Source organism: Frigidibacter albus, assembly GCF_009908165.1.
GTDB classification, from domain to species: Bacteria; Pseudomonadota; Alphaproteobacteria; order Rhodobacterales; family Rhodobacteraceae; genus Frigidibacter; species Frigidibacter albus.
The window spans coordinates 34,720-50,860 of sequence record NZ_JAAAUC010000012.1 but is presented as its reverse complement, the minus strand read 5'-3'; the positions used below and the strand labels follow the sequence as shown (position 1 = coordinate 50,860).

At 66.3% G+C, this 16,141-nt stretch carries 13 protein-coding genes; 9 read left to right on the top strand and 4 right to left on the bottom strand.

What is annotated here, in order from left to right:
- Positions 1-7: 7 nt before the first annotated feature.
- From GVY41_RS16965 to GVY41_RS16955, 3 genes are all read left to right on the top strand, one after another.
- Positions 8-1,141 carry a UDP-3-O-(3-hydroxymyristoyl)glucosamine N-acyltransferase gene (locus tag GVY41_RS16965; RefSeq protein ID WP_161348029.1) on the top strand — a complete coding sequence of 378 codons (1,134 nt, stop codon included), beginning with the start codon at positions 8-10 and terminating at the stop codon, positions 1,139-1,141.
- Between the two features lie 80 nt (positions 1,142-1,221).
- Positions 1,222-1,488 (top strand): acyl carrier protein, encoded by a 267-nt coding sequence (locus tag GVY41_RS16960; RefSeq protein WP_161348030.1) that lies wholly within the window; start codon positions 1,222-1,224, stop codon positions 1,486-1,488.
- Between the two features lie 5 nt (positions 1,489-1,493).
- On the top strand, positions 1,494-2,705 hold the full coding sequence (locus tag GVY41_RS16955; protein WP_161348031.1) for a beta-ketoacyl-[acyl-carrier-protein] synthase family protein: 1,212 nt from the start codon (positions 1,494-1,496) through the stop codon (positions 2,703-2,705).
- A gap of 75 nt (positions 2,706-2,780) precedes the next feature.
- Here GVY41_RS16955 and GVY41_RS16950 read toward each other — a convergent pair whose 3' ends face one another.
- On the bottom strand, positions 2,781-3,446 hold the full coding sequence (locus GVY41_RS16950; RefSeq protein WP_161348032.1) for an invasion associated locus B family protein: 666 nt from the start codon (positions 3,444-3,446) through the stop codon (positions 2,781-2,783).
- 558 nt (positions 3,447-4,004) lie between these two features.
- On the opposite strand from GVY41_RS16950, the gene GVY41_RS16945 reads away from it, so the two are divergent.
- Both GVY41_RS16945 and GVY41_RS16940 read left to right on the top strand, forming a co-directional pair.
- Entirely contained in the window at positions 4,005-5,537 is a 1,533-nt protein-coding gene (locus tag GVY41_RS16945) for a helicase HerA-like domain-containing protein (protein ID WP_161348113.1), read from the top strand.
- An 89-nt stretch (positions 5,538-5,626) separates the two neighbouring features.
- Positions 5,627-6,013, top strand: a complete 387-nt coding sequence (locus GVY41_RS16940) for a hypothetical protein (RefSeq protein ID WP_161348033.1) — start codon at positions 5,627-5,629, stop codon at positions 6,011-6,013.
- 6 nt (positions 6,014-6,019) lie between these two features.
- Here the strand turns inward: GVY41_RS16940 and GVY41_RS16935 are convergent, their stop codons facing one another.
- The gene (locus GVY41_RS16935) at positions 6,020-6,982 is read right to left on the bottom strand and encodes an Lnb N-terminal periplasmic domain-containing protein (RefSeq protein WP_161348034.1); all 963 of its coding nucleotides are present in this window, start codon (positions 6,980-6,982) and stop codon (positions 6,020-6,022) included.
- On the bottom strand, positions 6,979-9,852 hold the full coding sequence (gene uvrA, locus GVY41_RS16930) for an excinuclease ABC subunit UvrA (RefSeq protein WP_161348035.1): 2,874 nt from the start codon (positions 9,850-9,852) through the stop codon (positions 6,979-6,981). Before uvrA ends, GVY41_RS16935 begins: the two co-directional genes overlap by 4 nt.
- A gap of 184 nt (positions 9,853-10,036) precedes the next feature.
- Here uvrA and GVY41_RS16925 point away from each other — a divergent pair, with 184 nt between their 5' ends.
- The 4 genes from GVY41_RS16925 to GVY41_RS16910 all read left to right on the top strand — a co-directional run bounded on the left by GVY41_RS16925 (position 10,037) and on the right by GVY41_RS16910 (position 13,985).
- Positions 10,037-10,411, top strand: a complete 375-nt coding sequence (locus tag GVY41_RS16925; protein WP_161348036.1) for a rhodanese-like domain-containing protein — start codon at positions 10,037-10,039, stop codon at positions 10,409-10,411.
- Positions 10,412-10,557: 146 nt separating this feature from the next.
- A complete protein-coding gene (locus tag GVY41_RS16920; protein WP_161348037.1) occupies positions 10,558-11,871 on the top strand; it encodes an HlyC/CorC family transporter in 1,314 nt (437 codons plus the stop codon).
- Between the two features lie 85 nt (positions 11,872-11,956).
- A complete protein-coding gene (locus GVY41_RS16915; RefSeq protein ID WP_161348038.1) occupies positions 11,957-12,715 on the top strand; it encodes a hypothetical protein in 759 nt (252 codons plus the stop codon).
- Between the two features lie 367 nt (positions 12,716-13,082).
- On the top strand, positions 13,083-13,985 hold the full coding sequence (locus GVY41_RS16910) for an OmpA family protein (RefSeq protein ID WP_161348039.1): 903 nt from the start codon (positions 13,083-13,085) through the stop codon (positions 13,983-13,985).
- A gap of 93 nt (positions 13,986-14,078) precedes the next feature.
- On the opposite strand, the gene GVY41_RS16905 is transcribed toward GVY41_RS16910, so the two are convergent.
- The gene (locus tag GVY41_RS16905) at positions 14,079-16,034 is read right to left on the bottom strand and encodes a DEAD/DEAH box helicase (RefSeq protein ID WP_161348040.1); all 1,956 of its coding nucleotides are present in this window, start codon (positions 16,032-16,034) and stop codon (positions 14,079-14,081) included.
- Between the last annotated feature and the right edge of the window lie 107 nt (positions 16,035-16,141).

Genomic DNA, 16,141 nt, shown 5'->3' with positions numbered 1-16,141 from the left:
AGGCGACATGACCCAGCATCCTGAGAGCGCCCACCAGCCGTCGAAGGGCGGGGGCCACAGCATCGCCGCACTGGCCGCCGCTCTTGGCGGCCGGGCCGAGGGCGATACCGGCCTGACCATCCACCGCGCCGCCGAACCCGCCGCCGCGGGGCCTGACGACCTCGCGCTGGCGATGGACCCCAAATATGCCGCCGGCCTCGCACTCGGCCAGGCCCGCGCCGCGATGCTGTGGGAGGGCGCCGACTGGCAGGCGCTTGGCCTTGCCGCCGCCATCTTCGTGCCGCGCCCGCGGCTGGCGATGTCGGGGCTGACCCGCACGCTCGATCCGGGGCCCGCGATTGCCCCCGGCATCCACGCCTCCGCCGTCATCGACCCCTCGGCCAGCATCGGCATCGGCGCGGCCATCGGCCCCTTCGTGGTGATCGGCCCCGGCGCCGTGATCGGCCCGCGCGCCCGCATCGCCAGCCATGTCAGCGTCGCCGAGGGCGCCCGCATCGGCGCCGATGCCCTGATCCTGCAGGGCGCCCGCATCGGCGCCCGCGTGGTCATCGGCGATCGCTTCATCTGCCACCCGAACGCGGTGATCGGCGCCGACGGATTTTCTTTCGTCACCCCCGAGAAATCCGGGGTAGAGGAAATCCGCCAGACGCTGGGGGAGCGCGAGCAGATCCGCGCCCAGTCCTGGATCCGCATCCATTCCCTCGGCACCGTCGAGATCGGCGACGATGTGGAAATCGGCGCCGGCAGTGCCATCGACCGCGGCACCATCCGCGCCACCACCATCGGGTCCGGCACCAAGCTCGACAACCTCGTGCATGTGGGCCACAACGTGCAGGTGGGGCGCGATTGCCTTCTGTGCGGCCAGGTCGGCATCGCCGGATCGGCCCGCATCGGCAACCGCGTCGTGCTGGCCGGGCAATGCGGCGTGTCCGACAATATCTTCGTCGGCGATGATGTGATCGCCGGCGGTGCCACCAAGATCTTCACCAACGCGCCCGCCGGCCGGGTGCTGTTGGGCAGCCCGGCGCTGAAGATGGAAACCCATGTCGAGGCGTGGAAGAACATCCGCCGCCTCGGCCGCCTCTTCGCGCAGGTGGCAGAGCTTAAAGAAGCTGTTACAAAGCTCGGCCAGAAGGACTGACCCGACAGGACTGACCGCGCAGGACTGACCCGTTCGACCCGCTTCCCGACCCCTTCAAGACCGCCACCCGGAGACCCCGCATGACCGCCAGCGTCCAGGACCGCATCATCGCCATCATCGCCGAACAGGCGGTGCTCGACCCCGAACAGGTGCTTCCAGGCTCGTCGCTCGAGGATCTGGGCATCGACAGCCTCGGCCTTGTCGAGTCGATCTTCGCCATCGAAGAGGCCTTCGACATCACCGTGCCCTTCAACGCCAACGATCCCCAGCAAAGCGAGTTCGACATCTCCTCGGTCGCGGCCATCGCCCGCGCGGTCGAGAAGCTGATCGCCGACCAGAAGGGCTGACCGGAATGCGCAGGGTCGTCATCACCGGCGCCGGCACCATCAACGCGCTTGGCCATACGGTTTCCGAAACATTCGAGGCGTTTCGCGAAGGCCGCTGCGGCATCGGCGAGTTGAACATCCGCGACGTCGAACGCCTGTCGATCCGCATCGGCGGGCAGGTGCTGGACTATGACCCCGAGGCGCATTTCAACCGCCAGCAGATCGCGCTCTATGACCGCTTCACCCAGTTCACCCTGCTGGCCGCGCGGCAGGCGATCGAGCAATCGGGCCTGAACTTCGACGGCACGCTTGGCTACGACTCCGGCGTCGTGCTTGGCACCGCCGCCGGCGGCACCACCACCTGGGACGAGAATTACCGGGCGGTCTATGAAGAGGGCAAGAACCGCGTCCATCCCTTCGTGGTGCCCAAGCTGATGAACTCTGCCGCCGCCAGCCATGTCAGCATGGAATGGAACCTGCGTGGCCCGGCCTTCACCGTCTCCACCGCCTGCGCCAGCTCCAACCACGCGATGGGGCAGGCGTTCCAGATGGTCCGGTCCGGCATGTGCAAGGCCATGGTCACCGGCGGGTCCGAGGCGATGCTGTGCTTTGGCGGCATCAAGGCCTGGGAGGGGCTGCGCGTCATGTCGCGCGATGCCTGCCGCCCGTTCAGCGCCAACCGCAACGGCATGGTGCAGGGCGAGGGGGCAGGGGTCTTCGTCTTCGAGGACTATGACCACGCCCGCGCCCGCGGCGCCGAGATGCTGGCCGAGGTGATCGGCTTCGCCATGTCCTCGGATGCCTCCGACATCGTGATGCCCAGCCAGCAGGGCGCCGAACGCGCCATCACCGGCGCACTGCGCGACGCGCGGCTGAACCCCGAGGATGTGGGCTATATCAACGCCCACGGCACCGGCACCGCCGCCAATGACAAGACCGAAAGCGCCGCCGTCGCCCATGCCTTCGGCCACCATGCCGACCGGCTGATGATGTCCTCGACCAAGTCGATGCACGGCCACCTGATCGGCGGCACCGGCGCGGTAGAGCTTCTGGCCTGCATCATGGCGCTGAAGGACGGGGTGATCGCCCCCACCATCGGCTATGAAGAACACGATCCCGAATGCGCGCTCGACGTGGTCCCCAATGTGGCGCGCGAGGCGAAGGTGGATGTGTGCCTGTCCAACGCCTTCGCCTTCGGCGGGCTCAACGCGGTCATCGCCCTGCGCCGGGCTGCCTGACCCCGCTCGCCGGATCCCAGCACAGCAAAACGCCGCCCCGGCTGGGGCGGCGCTTGTGTCTTGCAGTCGCCAGGATCAGTTCCCGGCGATATCCGCGTTCGCCGCGTTCACCGCATCATAGCCGGCGGTGAAGCCCTTCAGCGAGATGTTCAGCTGCACCTTGCGATCCGGCGCCGCCATCGGGGTGATCGCCATCGTCGCCTTGTTGCCGCGCTTGAACGCCGCGATCTCTTCATCGGTGAAGCCCACCCGCGCCACGCAGCCGATCGGCGCGCAGAAGGTGAAGGCATAGCGCTTGGCCTCGCCGGTATCGACCTGCATCAGGATCGCTTCGGGCAGCAGGGTTTCCAGCGGCGTCATGATCGTGCCACCCGCCGCGGCCTGCTCGGCCTCGGGCAGCCCGAACAGGCTGAACTCCGCAACCGGATTGCCCTCGTCATCCTTCAGCAGCTGGTAAAGCTGGCAGGGGTCCGACCCGTCCTCGGTGCGCACGCAGCGCTGTTCCCAGTCGCCATGCGTCGCCTCGGTATAGGCCTCGCCGATGCCGGGGGTTTCGTCCGCGGCCTCGGCTGCTTCTGCAGGCGCTTCGGGGGTGGCGGCGGGGGCAGCTTCGGCGGCGGGCGCCTCGGTCGTCGCGGGCGCGGCGGGCGCGGCGGCATCCTGTGCCAGCGCGGGCAGGCCAAGGCCCAGGGCCAGGGCCAGCACCAGCGCCGGGCGCAGCGGGGTCATCATGTCGGTCATTGTCAGCACCGTTATTTGTCAGGACGTATCTCGCGGCGGTCTAGCACGGCGGCGCGGCACTGTCAGGCGGGAAATCCGGGGCGCGGGGCCGTGCCGACCCAAATCTTCGTGCGCGCGCTGCCTCTTGCAGGGGCCCTGCAGGGCACAAAAAGGAAAAGGACCCGAGGGCCCTTTTCCAATCGTTTTCGATCCCTGTCGGACTGGCCGACTTGTCATTGATCAGGGACGCTAAGCCCTTCCATGGATCACGTCAACAAGGACGGCATCCCTGTTTTCGGCCACGAAGCGGGAAGATGTTCCGTGCCATCTTGCCTTCCGGCCAACTCATCCTGTGGTTGCACGAAAAAGGCCGTGCCCGATCCGGGGCGCGGCCAGTCTGACAGGGAGGAAGCAACTCCCCCGCGAAGACACTGGCGTGGGGAACGAGATCCACTGTGGCACCATGCGGTTAAGGATGTATTGTGGCCCCGAACGCGCCCGCAACCGCCAACAAGGACCGTCCCCATGCCGCAGGACAGCCCCGCCCTCGCCGAAGATGCCGCACCCGCGCTGAACGCGATGCTCGCCCCCGGCGCGGTCTTCGTCGGCGGCGGCGGCCCCGGCCATGCCGAGGCGCAGCACCTGCTGCTCAAATACGGCAACCGCCACGGCCTGATCGCGGGCGCCACCGGCACCGGCAAGACCGTCACCCTGCAGGTGTTGGCCGAGGCGTTTTCCACCGCCGGCGTCCCGGTCTTCCTGTCCGACGTGAAGGGCGATCTCGCCGGGCTTGCCAAGGCCGGCTCGCCGGACGGCAAGCTTCATGGCGCCTTCGCCTCCCGCGCCGCCACGGTTCGCTACGACCTTGGCTACTCTGCCTTCCCCGTCACCTTCTGGGACCTCTGGGCCGAGCAGGGCCACCCCGTCCGCACCACCGTCACCGAGATGGGGCCGCTGCTGCTTGCCCGCCTCCTCGACCTGACGGGCGCGCAAGAGGGCGTGCTCAACATCGCCTTCCGCATGGCGGATGAGGAGGGGCTGCCGCTGCTCGACCTCAAGGACCTGCAGGCCATGCTGGTCTTCGTCGGCGAGAATGCCCGCGACATCGGCTTGCGCTACGGCAATGTCAGCGCCGCCAGCATCGGCGCCATCCAGCGCCAGCTGCTGGTGCTGGAGAACCAGGGCGGCACCCGCCTGTTCGGTGAACCCGCGCTCGACCTCGCCGACCTGATGAGCGTGGCTCCCGATGGCCGTGGCCGCATCAACATCCTCGCCGCCGACCGGCTGATGGGTTCCCCGCGGCTCTACGCCACTTTCCTGCTGTGGCTGCTGTCGGAACTGTTCGAGGAACTGCCCGAGGTCGGCGACCCCGATCAGCCCCGCTTCGTGTTCTTCTTCGACGAGGCGCATCTCCTGTTCGACGATGCCCCCAAGGCCCTCGTGGACAAGGTCGAGCAGGTCGCCCGCCTGATCCGCTCCAAGGGTGTCGGGGTGTATTTCGTCACGCAGAACCCCGCCGACGTGCCCGATGATGTGCTTGGCCAGCTTGGCAACCGCGTCCAGCACGCGCTCCGCGCCTTCACCGGCAAGGACCAGAAGGACCTCGCCCGCGCCGCGCAGAACTACCGCCCAAACCCGGAGTTTGACACCGAAACCGCCATCAAGGAGGTCGGCACCGGCGAGGCGGTGACGTCGTTCCTCGAGGCGAAGGGCGTTCCCGGCATCGTCCAGCGCACGCTGGTGCGCCCGCCCGCCAGCCAGCTTGGCCCGATCACCGCGGCGGAGCGGGCGGCGGTCATCGCCGCCTCACCCTTCGGCGCCAAATACGCCACCACCATCGACCGTGACTCCGCGTTCGAACGCCTGCGCGCCCGCGCCGATGCCGCAGCGAAAGAGGCGGAGGGGGTGGAGGAGGCGGAGCCCGAGCGCGAGTTTACCGCCGGCCGTCGCTATGGCGGCAAGACCGTGCCCGCCAAGAAACCCGCCAGCCGCTCCAGCCGCTCCGACAGCATCGCCGAAACCTTCGGCAAAAGCCTCGCCCGTCAGCTTGGCACGCAAGCGGGGCGCAGCATCGTGCGCGGGGTTCTGGGGGGATTGTTCAAGGCGCGCTAAGCTTCGGAAAATTAGGTATCTTCGCGGAACAAATTGCGGCCCTGGCGGTTCCTGTCACAGATCACCCATATGTGACGGGAAGTTACCAGATGAAGCTCATGAGCATTGCCGCCGTCGCTACCCTGCTGCTCGCGCCCTCTGCAGCGTTTGCCAACTGCATCGGAACCGGCAGCTTCGTCACGGCCAGCGCCGCCACACCCTGCATTCTGGTGCTGGACGAGTCCGAGCCCGTAGCCGCACCTGCTCCCGGGGCGAAACACCTGACGGTGGCGCCTACGCAACCTGCCTTTGGGGTGGGCGATGCGTTCCCGGTCTATGAACACAGCATGCTGATCGACCCGCCGCGCTATGGCCTGCCGGCGGTCACCGGCAACTGGCGCTACTACCGGGCGAAGGGTCACACCTACAAGGTGGACGCGCAAAGCTTCGCGGTGCTGGACGTGATCGCAGAGGGCCATGCCGTGTTGATAAACTAGGTGAGCTCAGGGCTGCAAGCGCCTGATCTTGCCTGAGAAATCATCCCGCAAGACATCTGGCTGCGGCGCGATCCGCGCCGCTTGCAGCACCTGTTCCAACGGCCCCTCCAGCAACCCCAGGTCGTGCAGGTAGCCGGGCACGTAACCTGACAGCAGCACCCGCCAGTCCAGCGGCAGCCGGTCATCGACGGTACGGGCCAGCCGCCAGATGATCGTGGTGCAGTTGTTGGTGACGGTCTGGTAAAAGCGTGGATTTTCAGCAAGTTGATTGCCGAGATTGATGTAACTTCTGAACAGCGCCTCGCGCTGATCCGGGGTCAGATTCAGGGGGAAGATCGAAACACTCTCCCCCCGAACATCGCTGCGCAGGCGGACGATGTCGGCTTCGGTGGCCGCGATAAGAACCAGCTCGAACTCCTTGAAAAACCCGCCAATTTCCGAAAACGCCTCACCCCGCTCGCGCCGGATCTCGGCGGAGAAGACGATGTGCCGGCCACCCGCAAAGCCGAAGCTGATCAGCGTATGTGCAATCGCGGGACTGGCCCAGACCGAGGTGACCAGATCGACGGTTTGCAGATCGGAGAGGCGGAGGGTTTCGTCGCGCCAGGCGGGGGTGAAGGTGCCGGGGGTGGACCAGGTGAAATCCCTGACATTCCGTATGGTTACAAGGTCTTCTTCAACCTGTCCGGTAACTCCGCGCGCCACATCCTCAGCCCAATCCCGATCCGCCAGCGGCTTGATCGAAGACCACCAGAGTCCGGCCACTACCGCAGCACCCAGAAGCCCGGCCAAGGCCCGCCCCACATGCCCGCGCCAGATCTGCCGGCCAAGCATCAACGCCGCTGCGACGGCAGCCGCCTGCGCCAGCCCCCGCCACAGGCCAACCGACTGATATTGCAGCGCAACAAGCGTCCAGGCGAGGGCAGCGATGACAGCCAGCGCCAGCAGCAGACGGCCGGCGATCCTCACTCGGCAGCAACCCTTCGCGCAGCCAGCATGGGCTTGAGGTAGCGCCCGGTATGGCTGCGCCCGACCTCGGCCACCTGTTCGGGGGTGCCGACCGCGACGATCTCGCCGCCGCCGTCGCCGCCCTCGGGGCCGATGTCGATGATCCAGTCGGCGGTCTTGATGACGTCGAGGTTATGCTCGATCACCACCACCGTATTGCCCTGCTCCACCAATTCATGCAGCACTTCCAAGAGCTTGCGCACGTCCTCGAAATGCAGCCCCGTCGTCGGCTCATCGAGGATATAGAGCGTGCGGCCGGTCGCGCGGCGCGCGAGCTCCTTGGACAGCTTCACCCGCTGTGCCTCGCCGCCGGACAGGGTGGTCGCCTGCTGGCCCACCTTGACGTAGCCGAGGCCGACCCGCACCAGCGCGTCCATCTTGTCGCGGATCGAGGGGACAGCGGAGAAAAAGCCCTGCGCCTCTTCGACCGTCATATCAAGAACGTCGGCTATGCTCTTGTTCTTGAACTTGATTTCCAAAGTCTCGCGGTTATAGCGCTGGCCCTTGCAGGTCTCGCAGGTCACATAGACATCCGGCAGGAAATGCATCTCGATCTTGATCAGCCCATCGCCTTGGCACGCCTCGCAGCGCCCGCCCTTGACGTTGAAGCTGAACCGCCCGGGCTTGTAGCCGCGGGCCTTGGCTTCGGGCAGGCCCGCGAACCAGTCGCGGATCGGGCCGAAGGCGCCGGTATAGGTGGCGGGGTTCGATCGCGGCGTGCGGCCGATGGCGCGCTGGTCGATGTCGATGACCTTGTCGAGATGCTCGAAGCCCTTGATGCTGTCGCAGGGGGCCGGGGTCTCTCGGGCGCCGTTGAGGCGCATGGCGGCGGTCTTGTACAGCGTCTCGATGGTCAGCGTGGACTTGCCGCCGCCGGATACGCCGGTGACGCAAAGGAACAGCCCCAGCGGAAACTCGGCGGTGACGTTCTTGAGGTTGTTGCCGCAAGCCCCTGACACGACCAGCTTTTTGCCGCTGCCGGTCCGGCGCACGCTGCGCACGGGGATCTGCCGCTTGCCGGACAGGTATTGCCCGGTCAGGCTGGCCGGATCGGCCTGCACCTGCGCCGGGGTGCCGTGGCTGACAACACGCCCGCCATGCACGCCCGCGCCGGGGCCGATGTCATAGACGTAATCGGCATGGCGGATCGCGTCTTCGTCATGTTCGACCACCAGCACCGAATTGCCCTGATCGCGCAGGTTCTTCAGCGTGGTCAGCAGCCGGTCATTGTCACGCTGATGCAGGCCGATGGAGGGCTCGTCCAGCACGTAGAGCACGCCGGTCAGGCCGGAGCCGATCTGCGACGCCAGACGGATGCGCTGCGATTCACCGCCCGACAGGGTGCCGGCGGCGCGCGACAGGGTGAGGTAGTCGAGCCCGACATTCACAAGGAACCCAAGGCGTTCACGGATTTCCTTGAGGATGGCGCGGGCGATTTCGTTCTTCTGCGCGCTGAGCTGATCGGGCACGGTCGAAACCCAGTCATGCGCCTCGCGGATCGACATCTGCACCACCTGGCCGACATGCAGGGTGGCGATCTTGACCGCCAGCGCCTCTGGCTTCAGCCGGTAGCCGTTGCAGGCGCCGCAAGGGCGGTTGTTCTGATAGCGCTCCATCTCCTCGCGGCTCCAGGCGCTGTCGGTCTCGCGGTAGCGGCGCTCCATGTTGGGGATCAGACCCTCGAAGGTGCGAGAGACCTGATAGACGCGGCCGCCTTCGTCGAAGCGGAAGGCGATCTCTTCCTCGGCGGAGCCGTAGAGAAAGACCTGCTGCACCGCTTCGGGCAGGTCCTTCCAGGCCTTGCGCTTGTCGAAGCCGTAATGGCGGGCGAGGGCGTCGATGGTCTGGGTCTGGTAGGGGGATTTGCTCTTGGCCCAGGGCGCCAGCGCGCCATCGGTCAGCTTCAGGGTGATGTCGGGCACGACGAGGCGTTCGTCGAAGAACAGCTCTACCCCCAGCCCGTCACAGACCGGGCAGGCGCCGAAGGGGGCGTTGAACGAGAACAGCCGCGGTTCGATCTCGGGAATGGTAAATCCCGAAACCGGGCAGGCGAATTTTTCGGAAAAGGTGATGCGCTCGGACACGAAATCCTCGGGCGCGTCGGCGGGGGGCGCGAGTTCGAGGATGGCGATGCCATCGGCGAGGTCGAGGGCGGTGCGGAAGCTGTCGGCCAGCCGCGTCTCCAGCCCCTCGCGGACCACGATCCGGTCCACCACCACGTCGATGTCGTGGCGCAGTTTCTTGTCGGGGGTCGGCGCATCCTCCAACTCATGAAAGGTGCCGTCGATCTTGACGCGCTGGAAGCCCTGCTTGCGCAGCTCCAGCATCTCCTTGCGATACTCGCCCTTGCGGTCGCGCACGATGGGCGCCAGCAGGAAGGCGCGGGTGCCCTCGGGCAGGGCCATCACGCCATCGACCATGTCCTGCACCTGCTGCGCGGTGATCGGCAGGCCGGTCGCGGGCGAATAGGGGGTGCCGGCGCGGGCATACAGGAGGCGCAGGTAGTCGTAGATTTCGGTGACGGTGCCGACGGTGGAGCGGGGGTTCTTCGAGGTGGTCTTCTGCTCGATGCTGATCGCGGGGGAGAGGCCCGAGATATGGTCGACATCGGGCTTGCCCATCATGTCGAGGAACTGGCGGGCATAGGCCGAGAGCGATTCCACATAGCGGCGCTGGCCTTCGGCATAGATGGTATCGAAGGCGAGGCTGGACTTGCCCGAGCCGGACAGGCCGGTGATGACCACCAGCTGATCGCGGGGGATATCCACGTCGATGCCTTTGAGGTTGTGCTCGCGCGCGCCGCGGACAGAGATGTACTTTTGCTCGGCCATGAGTGCCCCCGGGTGTCAGACCTGCAAGAAATAGGGCATGGGCGCTGAGTCTCCAACCCTGAAAAGTGAACAGAAGATGAACGTGATGCTGCGGGGCCGCAAAAGCGTTTGCGGGGGCGGTTCATATTCTGGTATTGGAATGCATCTGGCGCCTCTGGCGCGGTTTTGGCTTGAGGTTTGCCCCATGTTCTCGTTCCTGCGCCCCTCTGCGACCCCCGGTCCGCGCGTGCAACCGATTGCGGGCGCCGAGGCGGTGGCGCGGGCGAAGGCGGGCGAGATCACGGTGATCGACGTGCGCGAGGGCAATGAGCTTGCCACCAGCGGCAAGGCCAAGGGCGCGCTGCATGTGCCGCTGGCGGTGCTGCGGATGAAATGCGATCCGGCGAGCCCCGAGCTGCTGCCGGGGCTGGACCCGGCACGGCCGGTGGCGCTGTATTGCGCCTCGGGCGCGCGCAGCCAGGCGGCGGGGCAGATGCTGCTGCAGATGGGCTATGGCACGGTCTACAATATCGGCGGGCTGGGGCATTGGGTGGCGGGCGGCGGCGCGGTGGAGCGGTAGGCGCTTCCCGGCGGCGCTGAAGCGCCTTGTTCCGGGCAAGGGCAGTCTCCCATGAACAGCCCAAAACACTCTCACCCCTTGCCCCGCGGCCTTGAACCCGGGCCCCGCTGACGCCATAACGGGCCAGCACAAGGAGCCCTGCCGCCATGGACCCCGTTACCGAAGCTGCGACCCTCGACATCACCTTCTGGCTGACCGCCGCCGGCATCATCGTGCTGCTGTGCATGTCGGCCTTCTTCTCGGGCTCGGAAACCGCGCTGACCGCCGCCTCGCGCGCCAAGCTGCGCGCGCGGGCCGACAAGGGCGAGGCGGGGGCGGAAGCGGCGCTGATCATCACCGAGGATAACGAGCGGCTGATCGGATCCTTGCTGCTGGGGAACAACGTCGTCAACATCTTGGCGGCCTCGCTGGCAACGGCGCTGCTGACCAAGCTCTTCGGCGCCAATGGCGTCGCCGTGGCGACGCTGGTGATGACGGCGCTGGTGCTGATCTTTTCCGAAGTGCTGCCCAAGACCTATGCGATCACGCGGCCCGAGGCGATGGCCTCGAAGGTCGCGCGGTTGGTGCGGATCCTGATCAAGGTGCTCTCGCCGGTGGTGGCGGTGGTGCGGGCGATCGTGCGGCTGATCCTGCTGGTGTTCGGCGTGAAGACCGATCCGGACAGCGCGATGTTCTCGGTCCGTGACGAGATCGCCGGGGCGCTGGCGATCGGCCATCAGGAGGGCACGGTCGAGAAGGAAGACCGCGACCGCCTGCTGGGGGCGCTGGACCTGGCCGAGCGTACGGTCGAGGAGATCATGCTGCACCGCAGCCAGATCGAGATGATAGATGCCGAGGCGAGCCCGGCCGCGATCCTGTCGGCGGTGCTGGCCTCGCCGCACACGCGCCTGCCGCTGTATAAAGGCGAGCGCGAGAATGTGGTGGGGGTGATCCACGCCAAGGACCTGCTGCGCGCCGTGGAAAAGACCGTGACCGGCGAGGATGGCAACTTTGCCTCGATCCGCGATCTGGATGTGCTGGCGGTGGCGATGCCGGTGTATTTCGTGCCGGAGACCACGCCGCTCGACGAGCAGATGCGCGAGTTCCTGAAACGCCGCACCCATTTCGCGATGGTGGTGGATGAATATGGCGACCTCAAGGGCCTGATCACGCTGGAAGATATCATCGAGGAGATCGTCGGCGAGATTTCCGACGAATTCGACCCGACCGGCGAGCATCCGGTGAAGAAGACGCCGGAGGGCGATTACCTTGTGGATGGCAACATGACCATCCGCGACCTCAACCGCGCGATGGACTGGCAGTTGCCGGATGAGGAGGCGAACACGGTGGCCGGCCTCGTAATCCACGAGGCGCAGACCATCCCCTCGGAAGGGCAGCTGTTCAGCTTCCACGGCTTCCATATCGAGGTGGTGTCGCGGAAGGAGAACCGGCTGGCGAAGCTGAAGATACGGCCGCTCTGAGGGGGCCTGGGCCATTTTTTGTTGAGGCTGAGAGCTTGTAGATGAGTGCAAGCTAGTTTTTCTTGGATTGGCTGAGGTTTGCTACATGAAACTGCCAATTGATGGCCTCCTGCCAAATATGACGACGGGGTTCATCAGTAGGGTTCTGATTGTCGAAGTTTATTTTCTGCTCCGTTCCGGCAAGTCGCCAGCCTATTTTTCTCTAACTGACTTTCTAGATAGCTACTCAATCGAGATATTATACGTTGCGGTATTTCTCTCGCTGCTTTCCGGCTGGTTGATCATCCCGATATTCGTTGGGTATAATGTCATAATCGGCGGCTTGGCATGGTGTGGCAAGAAGATACTGGGCCTGTTTAAGTACGAAGGCATCCCCATATTTTCGGCATTGAGCCAGCACAATCGAAGAAATAGTGTTAGCGTGAAACTCGCCAGCGACTACGCATTTGCCAATGCCGATGAAAAGCTGCAGGCGAGAGTTCATGAGTATGAACAAAAAACTCAAGAGAGTCTTTCCAACGAAGCATTGGCAGTGTCTAATTTTCTGCTAGTAATCATGATCGCTTTGATAAGCTTCCAAACTGGTGCTCCAAACTTTTTGATGAAAGTTAGCAACTTTGCTGATCCGCTGGTTTCGGGAAATGCCTACAAGATCGTTCTCGGCTTTTTGTTTCTTCAAGGAGTTTTAGGTCGGGTTTCAAGTTTTTATCTCTTGCATGCCGCAGGACATCTCCCCCCAAATTTCTTCAGGGATGAGAATGAGAGGAAAAAAGTTGCGAACTGGACTAGTGAATTGATCGACCGATACAAGCCACTGGCGCGGGAATGGATGGATAAGGGCTAGTTGGTGGCCAACCCGTCCCTCTTAGGGGAAAGGACGGTTGACGATTCGAACACGGCGTCCCTTGCCCGGAACAAGGCGCTTTGGCGCCGCCGGGCAGCGCCCGTCCGCCCCCTCGGGCGGGCGCTTTCAACGGTTCCGCCCAGAAATTCGGTGGAGGGGTGTTGAAGCATAAAGTGCCTAGAACTTCTGGTGCTCGCCCACCCGGCGGACGGGCGCTGCCCTCCTTGAGCGCGGGCTGAGTGCTTGCGACCTCGCAGGACGCATCTCCCGTGTTCGCGCCGGGGGCAGACCCCGCCAACCCAATTCCAGTTGCCAACCGCTTCGGGCCTCGTTTACCCTTTGTGCGTTCCGAGCCCGGAGGTGTTCCATGCTGGCCCGTTTCGCTTGCTCCTTGTCTCTTGCCTTGCTTCTCGCCACGCCGACCCTGTCGCAGACCGATCTGACCCTTGTCATCGAGCCCTATGCCGGGTCGGAGGAACACGCCGGAAACCGCATCGACGAGGCCTTCGGGACCAGCCAGCGCGTCACCGGCTTTGCCGAGGGCGCGGTGCAGGCGGTGCCCTTCGAGGGGAGGGTGAGCCTGCGGCGGTTCCGCAATCCCGAGGGCCGCTCCACCCTGGAAATCCTGCGCAACTACGAGGCCGCGCTGGCCGCGCGCGGTTTCGCCCAGGACTGGGAGTGCGAAACCCGCAAGGGATGCGGCAATGGCGCGGATGGTGGCTGGATGCCGCGCAACGGCATGAACCTCGGCATCGGCGGCGATGTGCGCTACCTCACCGGCACGATTCCCTATGAGGGCGGAACCGTCTGGGTCTCAATTGGGGTGGAGAAGTCGAACCACTACGTGCAGGTGCTGCAGGCCGATGCGCTGCAGACCGGCAATGTCCGGGTGCTGGACGCCGCGGCGATGGGATCGGCGCTGGATGCCGAGGGGCGGATCGCCATCGACAACATCTATTTCGACTTCGGCAGCGCGGCGTTGCTGCCGGAATCCGGGCCTGCGCTGACCGAGATCGCCGCGCTGCTGGCGGCGCGGCCCGAACTGTCGATCTATGTGGTCGGCCATACCGATAGCGTCGGGACGCTGGAGGCAAATCTGGAGCTGTCGCGCGCCCGGGCGGGTGCTGTCGTCTCGGCGCTGGAGGCCGGGCATGGCATCGCTGCCAGCCGCGCTGTGCCGGCGGGGGTGGGCCCGCTGGCGCCGGTGGCCCCCAACACCACCGACCCGGGGCGGGCGCTGAACCGCCGGGTGGAGGTCGTCGCGCGCTGAGGCGGGCGGGCGATTGGCGGGCGGGGACCAGACCCGAACGAAAAGGGCGCCGCCTTTCGGCCGCGCCCCTTCCAGTTCATCCATTTCCGAGGATCAGCTGCCCTTCGGCTTCCAGGGTTTCGCGCCGCTGTCGGGGCGGTCCGAGCGGGTGCCGTATTTCGCGCCGGGCTTGGCAGGGCCTTTGCTGGCGGTGTCGGGCTTCGGCTTCGGTTTGGCCCAGCCGGATTTGGCGGCATGGGGCCCTGCGGGCCCTTCGGCGCGGGCGGCGGCCTTGTGGCGGGGTTTGCGCGGGGCCTCGCCGGTGTCGGACGGGCCGGTTGCGGGGGCCGGCGACCAGGTGGTGGCGCGGGGGGCGGCCTCCTTGCGCTCATAGGCGCGCGGGGCGCCTTCATCGCTGCGCGGCTTGCCCTCATAGGGCTTGCGGGCCGGGCGCGGGGCGGCGTCGGGGTTGCCGGGCAGGCCTTCGGGGGCCTTCGCCATCCGGGTGACCGGGATGCCGTCTTCCAGCGTGCCGGCCGCGCCGATGGCGCCGAAGAAGCGGTCCTCGGCGGTGGTCGAAATTTGCACCGCGGTTTCCTCACGCCCCACCCGGATCGCGCCGATATCGGTGCGGGTCAGGTCGCCCGAGCGGCAGAGCATCGGCAGCAGCCAGCGCGCCTCGGCCCGCTGTTCATGGCCGACGGGCAGCGAGATCCAGAAGCTGGGGCCGAACTCGCTGCGTTCACGCTTGGCGCCGTCACCGGCGGGGCGCAGGTCTTCGGGGGCCGAGCGGCCGGCGGCCCAGAGCCTGTAGAACCCGGCGGCGAGCGCGCGGGGCGGCAGGGCCATCAGCGCGGCGAGGGCCTCGGTTTCGGACTCTTCAACGGGCGCGTGCAGCGCGGGGTCGGCGATCATCCGTTCGGCGTCACGCGCCAGCACTTCCTCGGCCGAGGGCGCGGCGCCCCAGATCGCGGCGATGTTCGCCCAACCCAGCAGACGTTCGGCCTTCTTGCGGGCGTTCACCGGCACGATCAGCGCGCTGGTGCCCTTGTTGCCGGCGCGGCCCGTCCGGCCCGAGCGGTGCAGCAGGGTTTCCTTGTTGGTCGGAAGGTCGGCATGGATCACCAGGTCGAGCCCCGGCAGGTCGATGCCGCGCGCGGCCACGTCGGTGGCGATGCAGACGCGGGCGCGGCCGTCGCGCATCGCTTGCAGGGCGTGGCTGCGTTCCTGCTGGCTCAGCTCGCCCGACAGCGCCACCACCGGGAAGCCGCGGTTCACGAAGCGCGCCGTCAGATGGTTGACGGTGGCGCGGGTGCCGCAGAATACCAGCGCACGGCTGGATTCGTAGAAGCGCAGCACGTTGACGATGGCATTCTCGCGGTCGCCGGGATCGACGGCAAAGGCGCGGTATTCGATATCAAGATGCTGTTCCCGCTCGGCGGCGGTCGAGATGCGCTTGGCATCGCGCTGGTAGCTTTTGGCCAGCTGCGCGATCTCGGGGCGCACGGTGGCCGAGAACAGCAGCGTGCGCCGGTCGGTCGCGGCGGATTGCAAGATGAACTCCAGATCCTCGCGGAAGCCGAGGTCCAGCATCTCGTCGGCCTCGTCCAGCACGGCGACCTTCAGTGCCGAGATGTCGAGCGCGCCGCGGCGGATGTGGTCGCACAGGCGCCCGGGGGTGCCGACGACGATATGGGCGCCGCGTTCCAGCACGCGCCGTTCGCTGCGGGCATCCATGCCGCCGACGCAAGAGGCGATCACCGCCCCGGCGGGGGTGTAGAGCCATTCCAGCTCGCGCCGGACCTGCAGGGCCAGCTCGCGCGTCGGCGCCACGATCAGCGCGGCGGGCAGGGCGGCGTGGCTGAAGCGGCGATCCTCGCCCAGCAGGTCGGCGGCCATGGCAAGGCCGAAGGCCACGGTCTTGCCCGAGCCTGTCTGCGCCGACACCAGCAGGTCGGCCCCTGCGACGGCCGGGTCCAGCACCGCCTCCTGCACCGGGGTCAGGCTGGTATAGCCCTTCTCGGTCAGGGCTTCGGACAATGCGGGATGGATACCGTCGAATTCAATCATGGGGGGCTTTCGCTGAACGGGGCAGGGCGCGGGGGCCAAAGGGGCCGCCGGGGACCGGCAGAAACGGAAACGGGGGTGGCGCAGCTTGTGCGCGCTTCGCCATTACA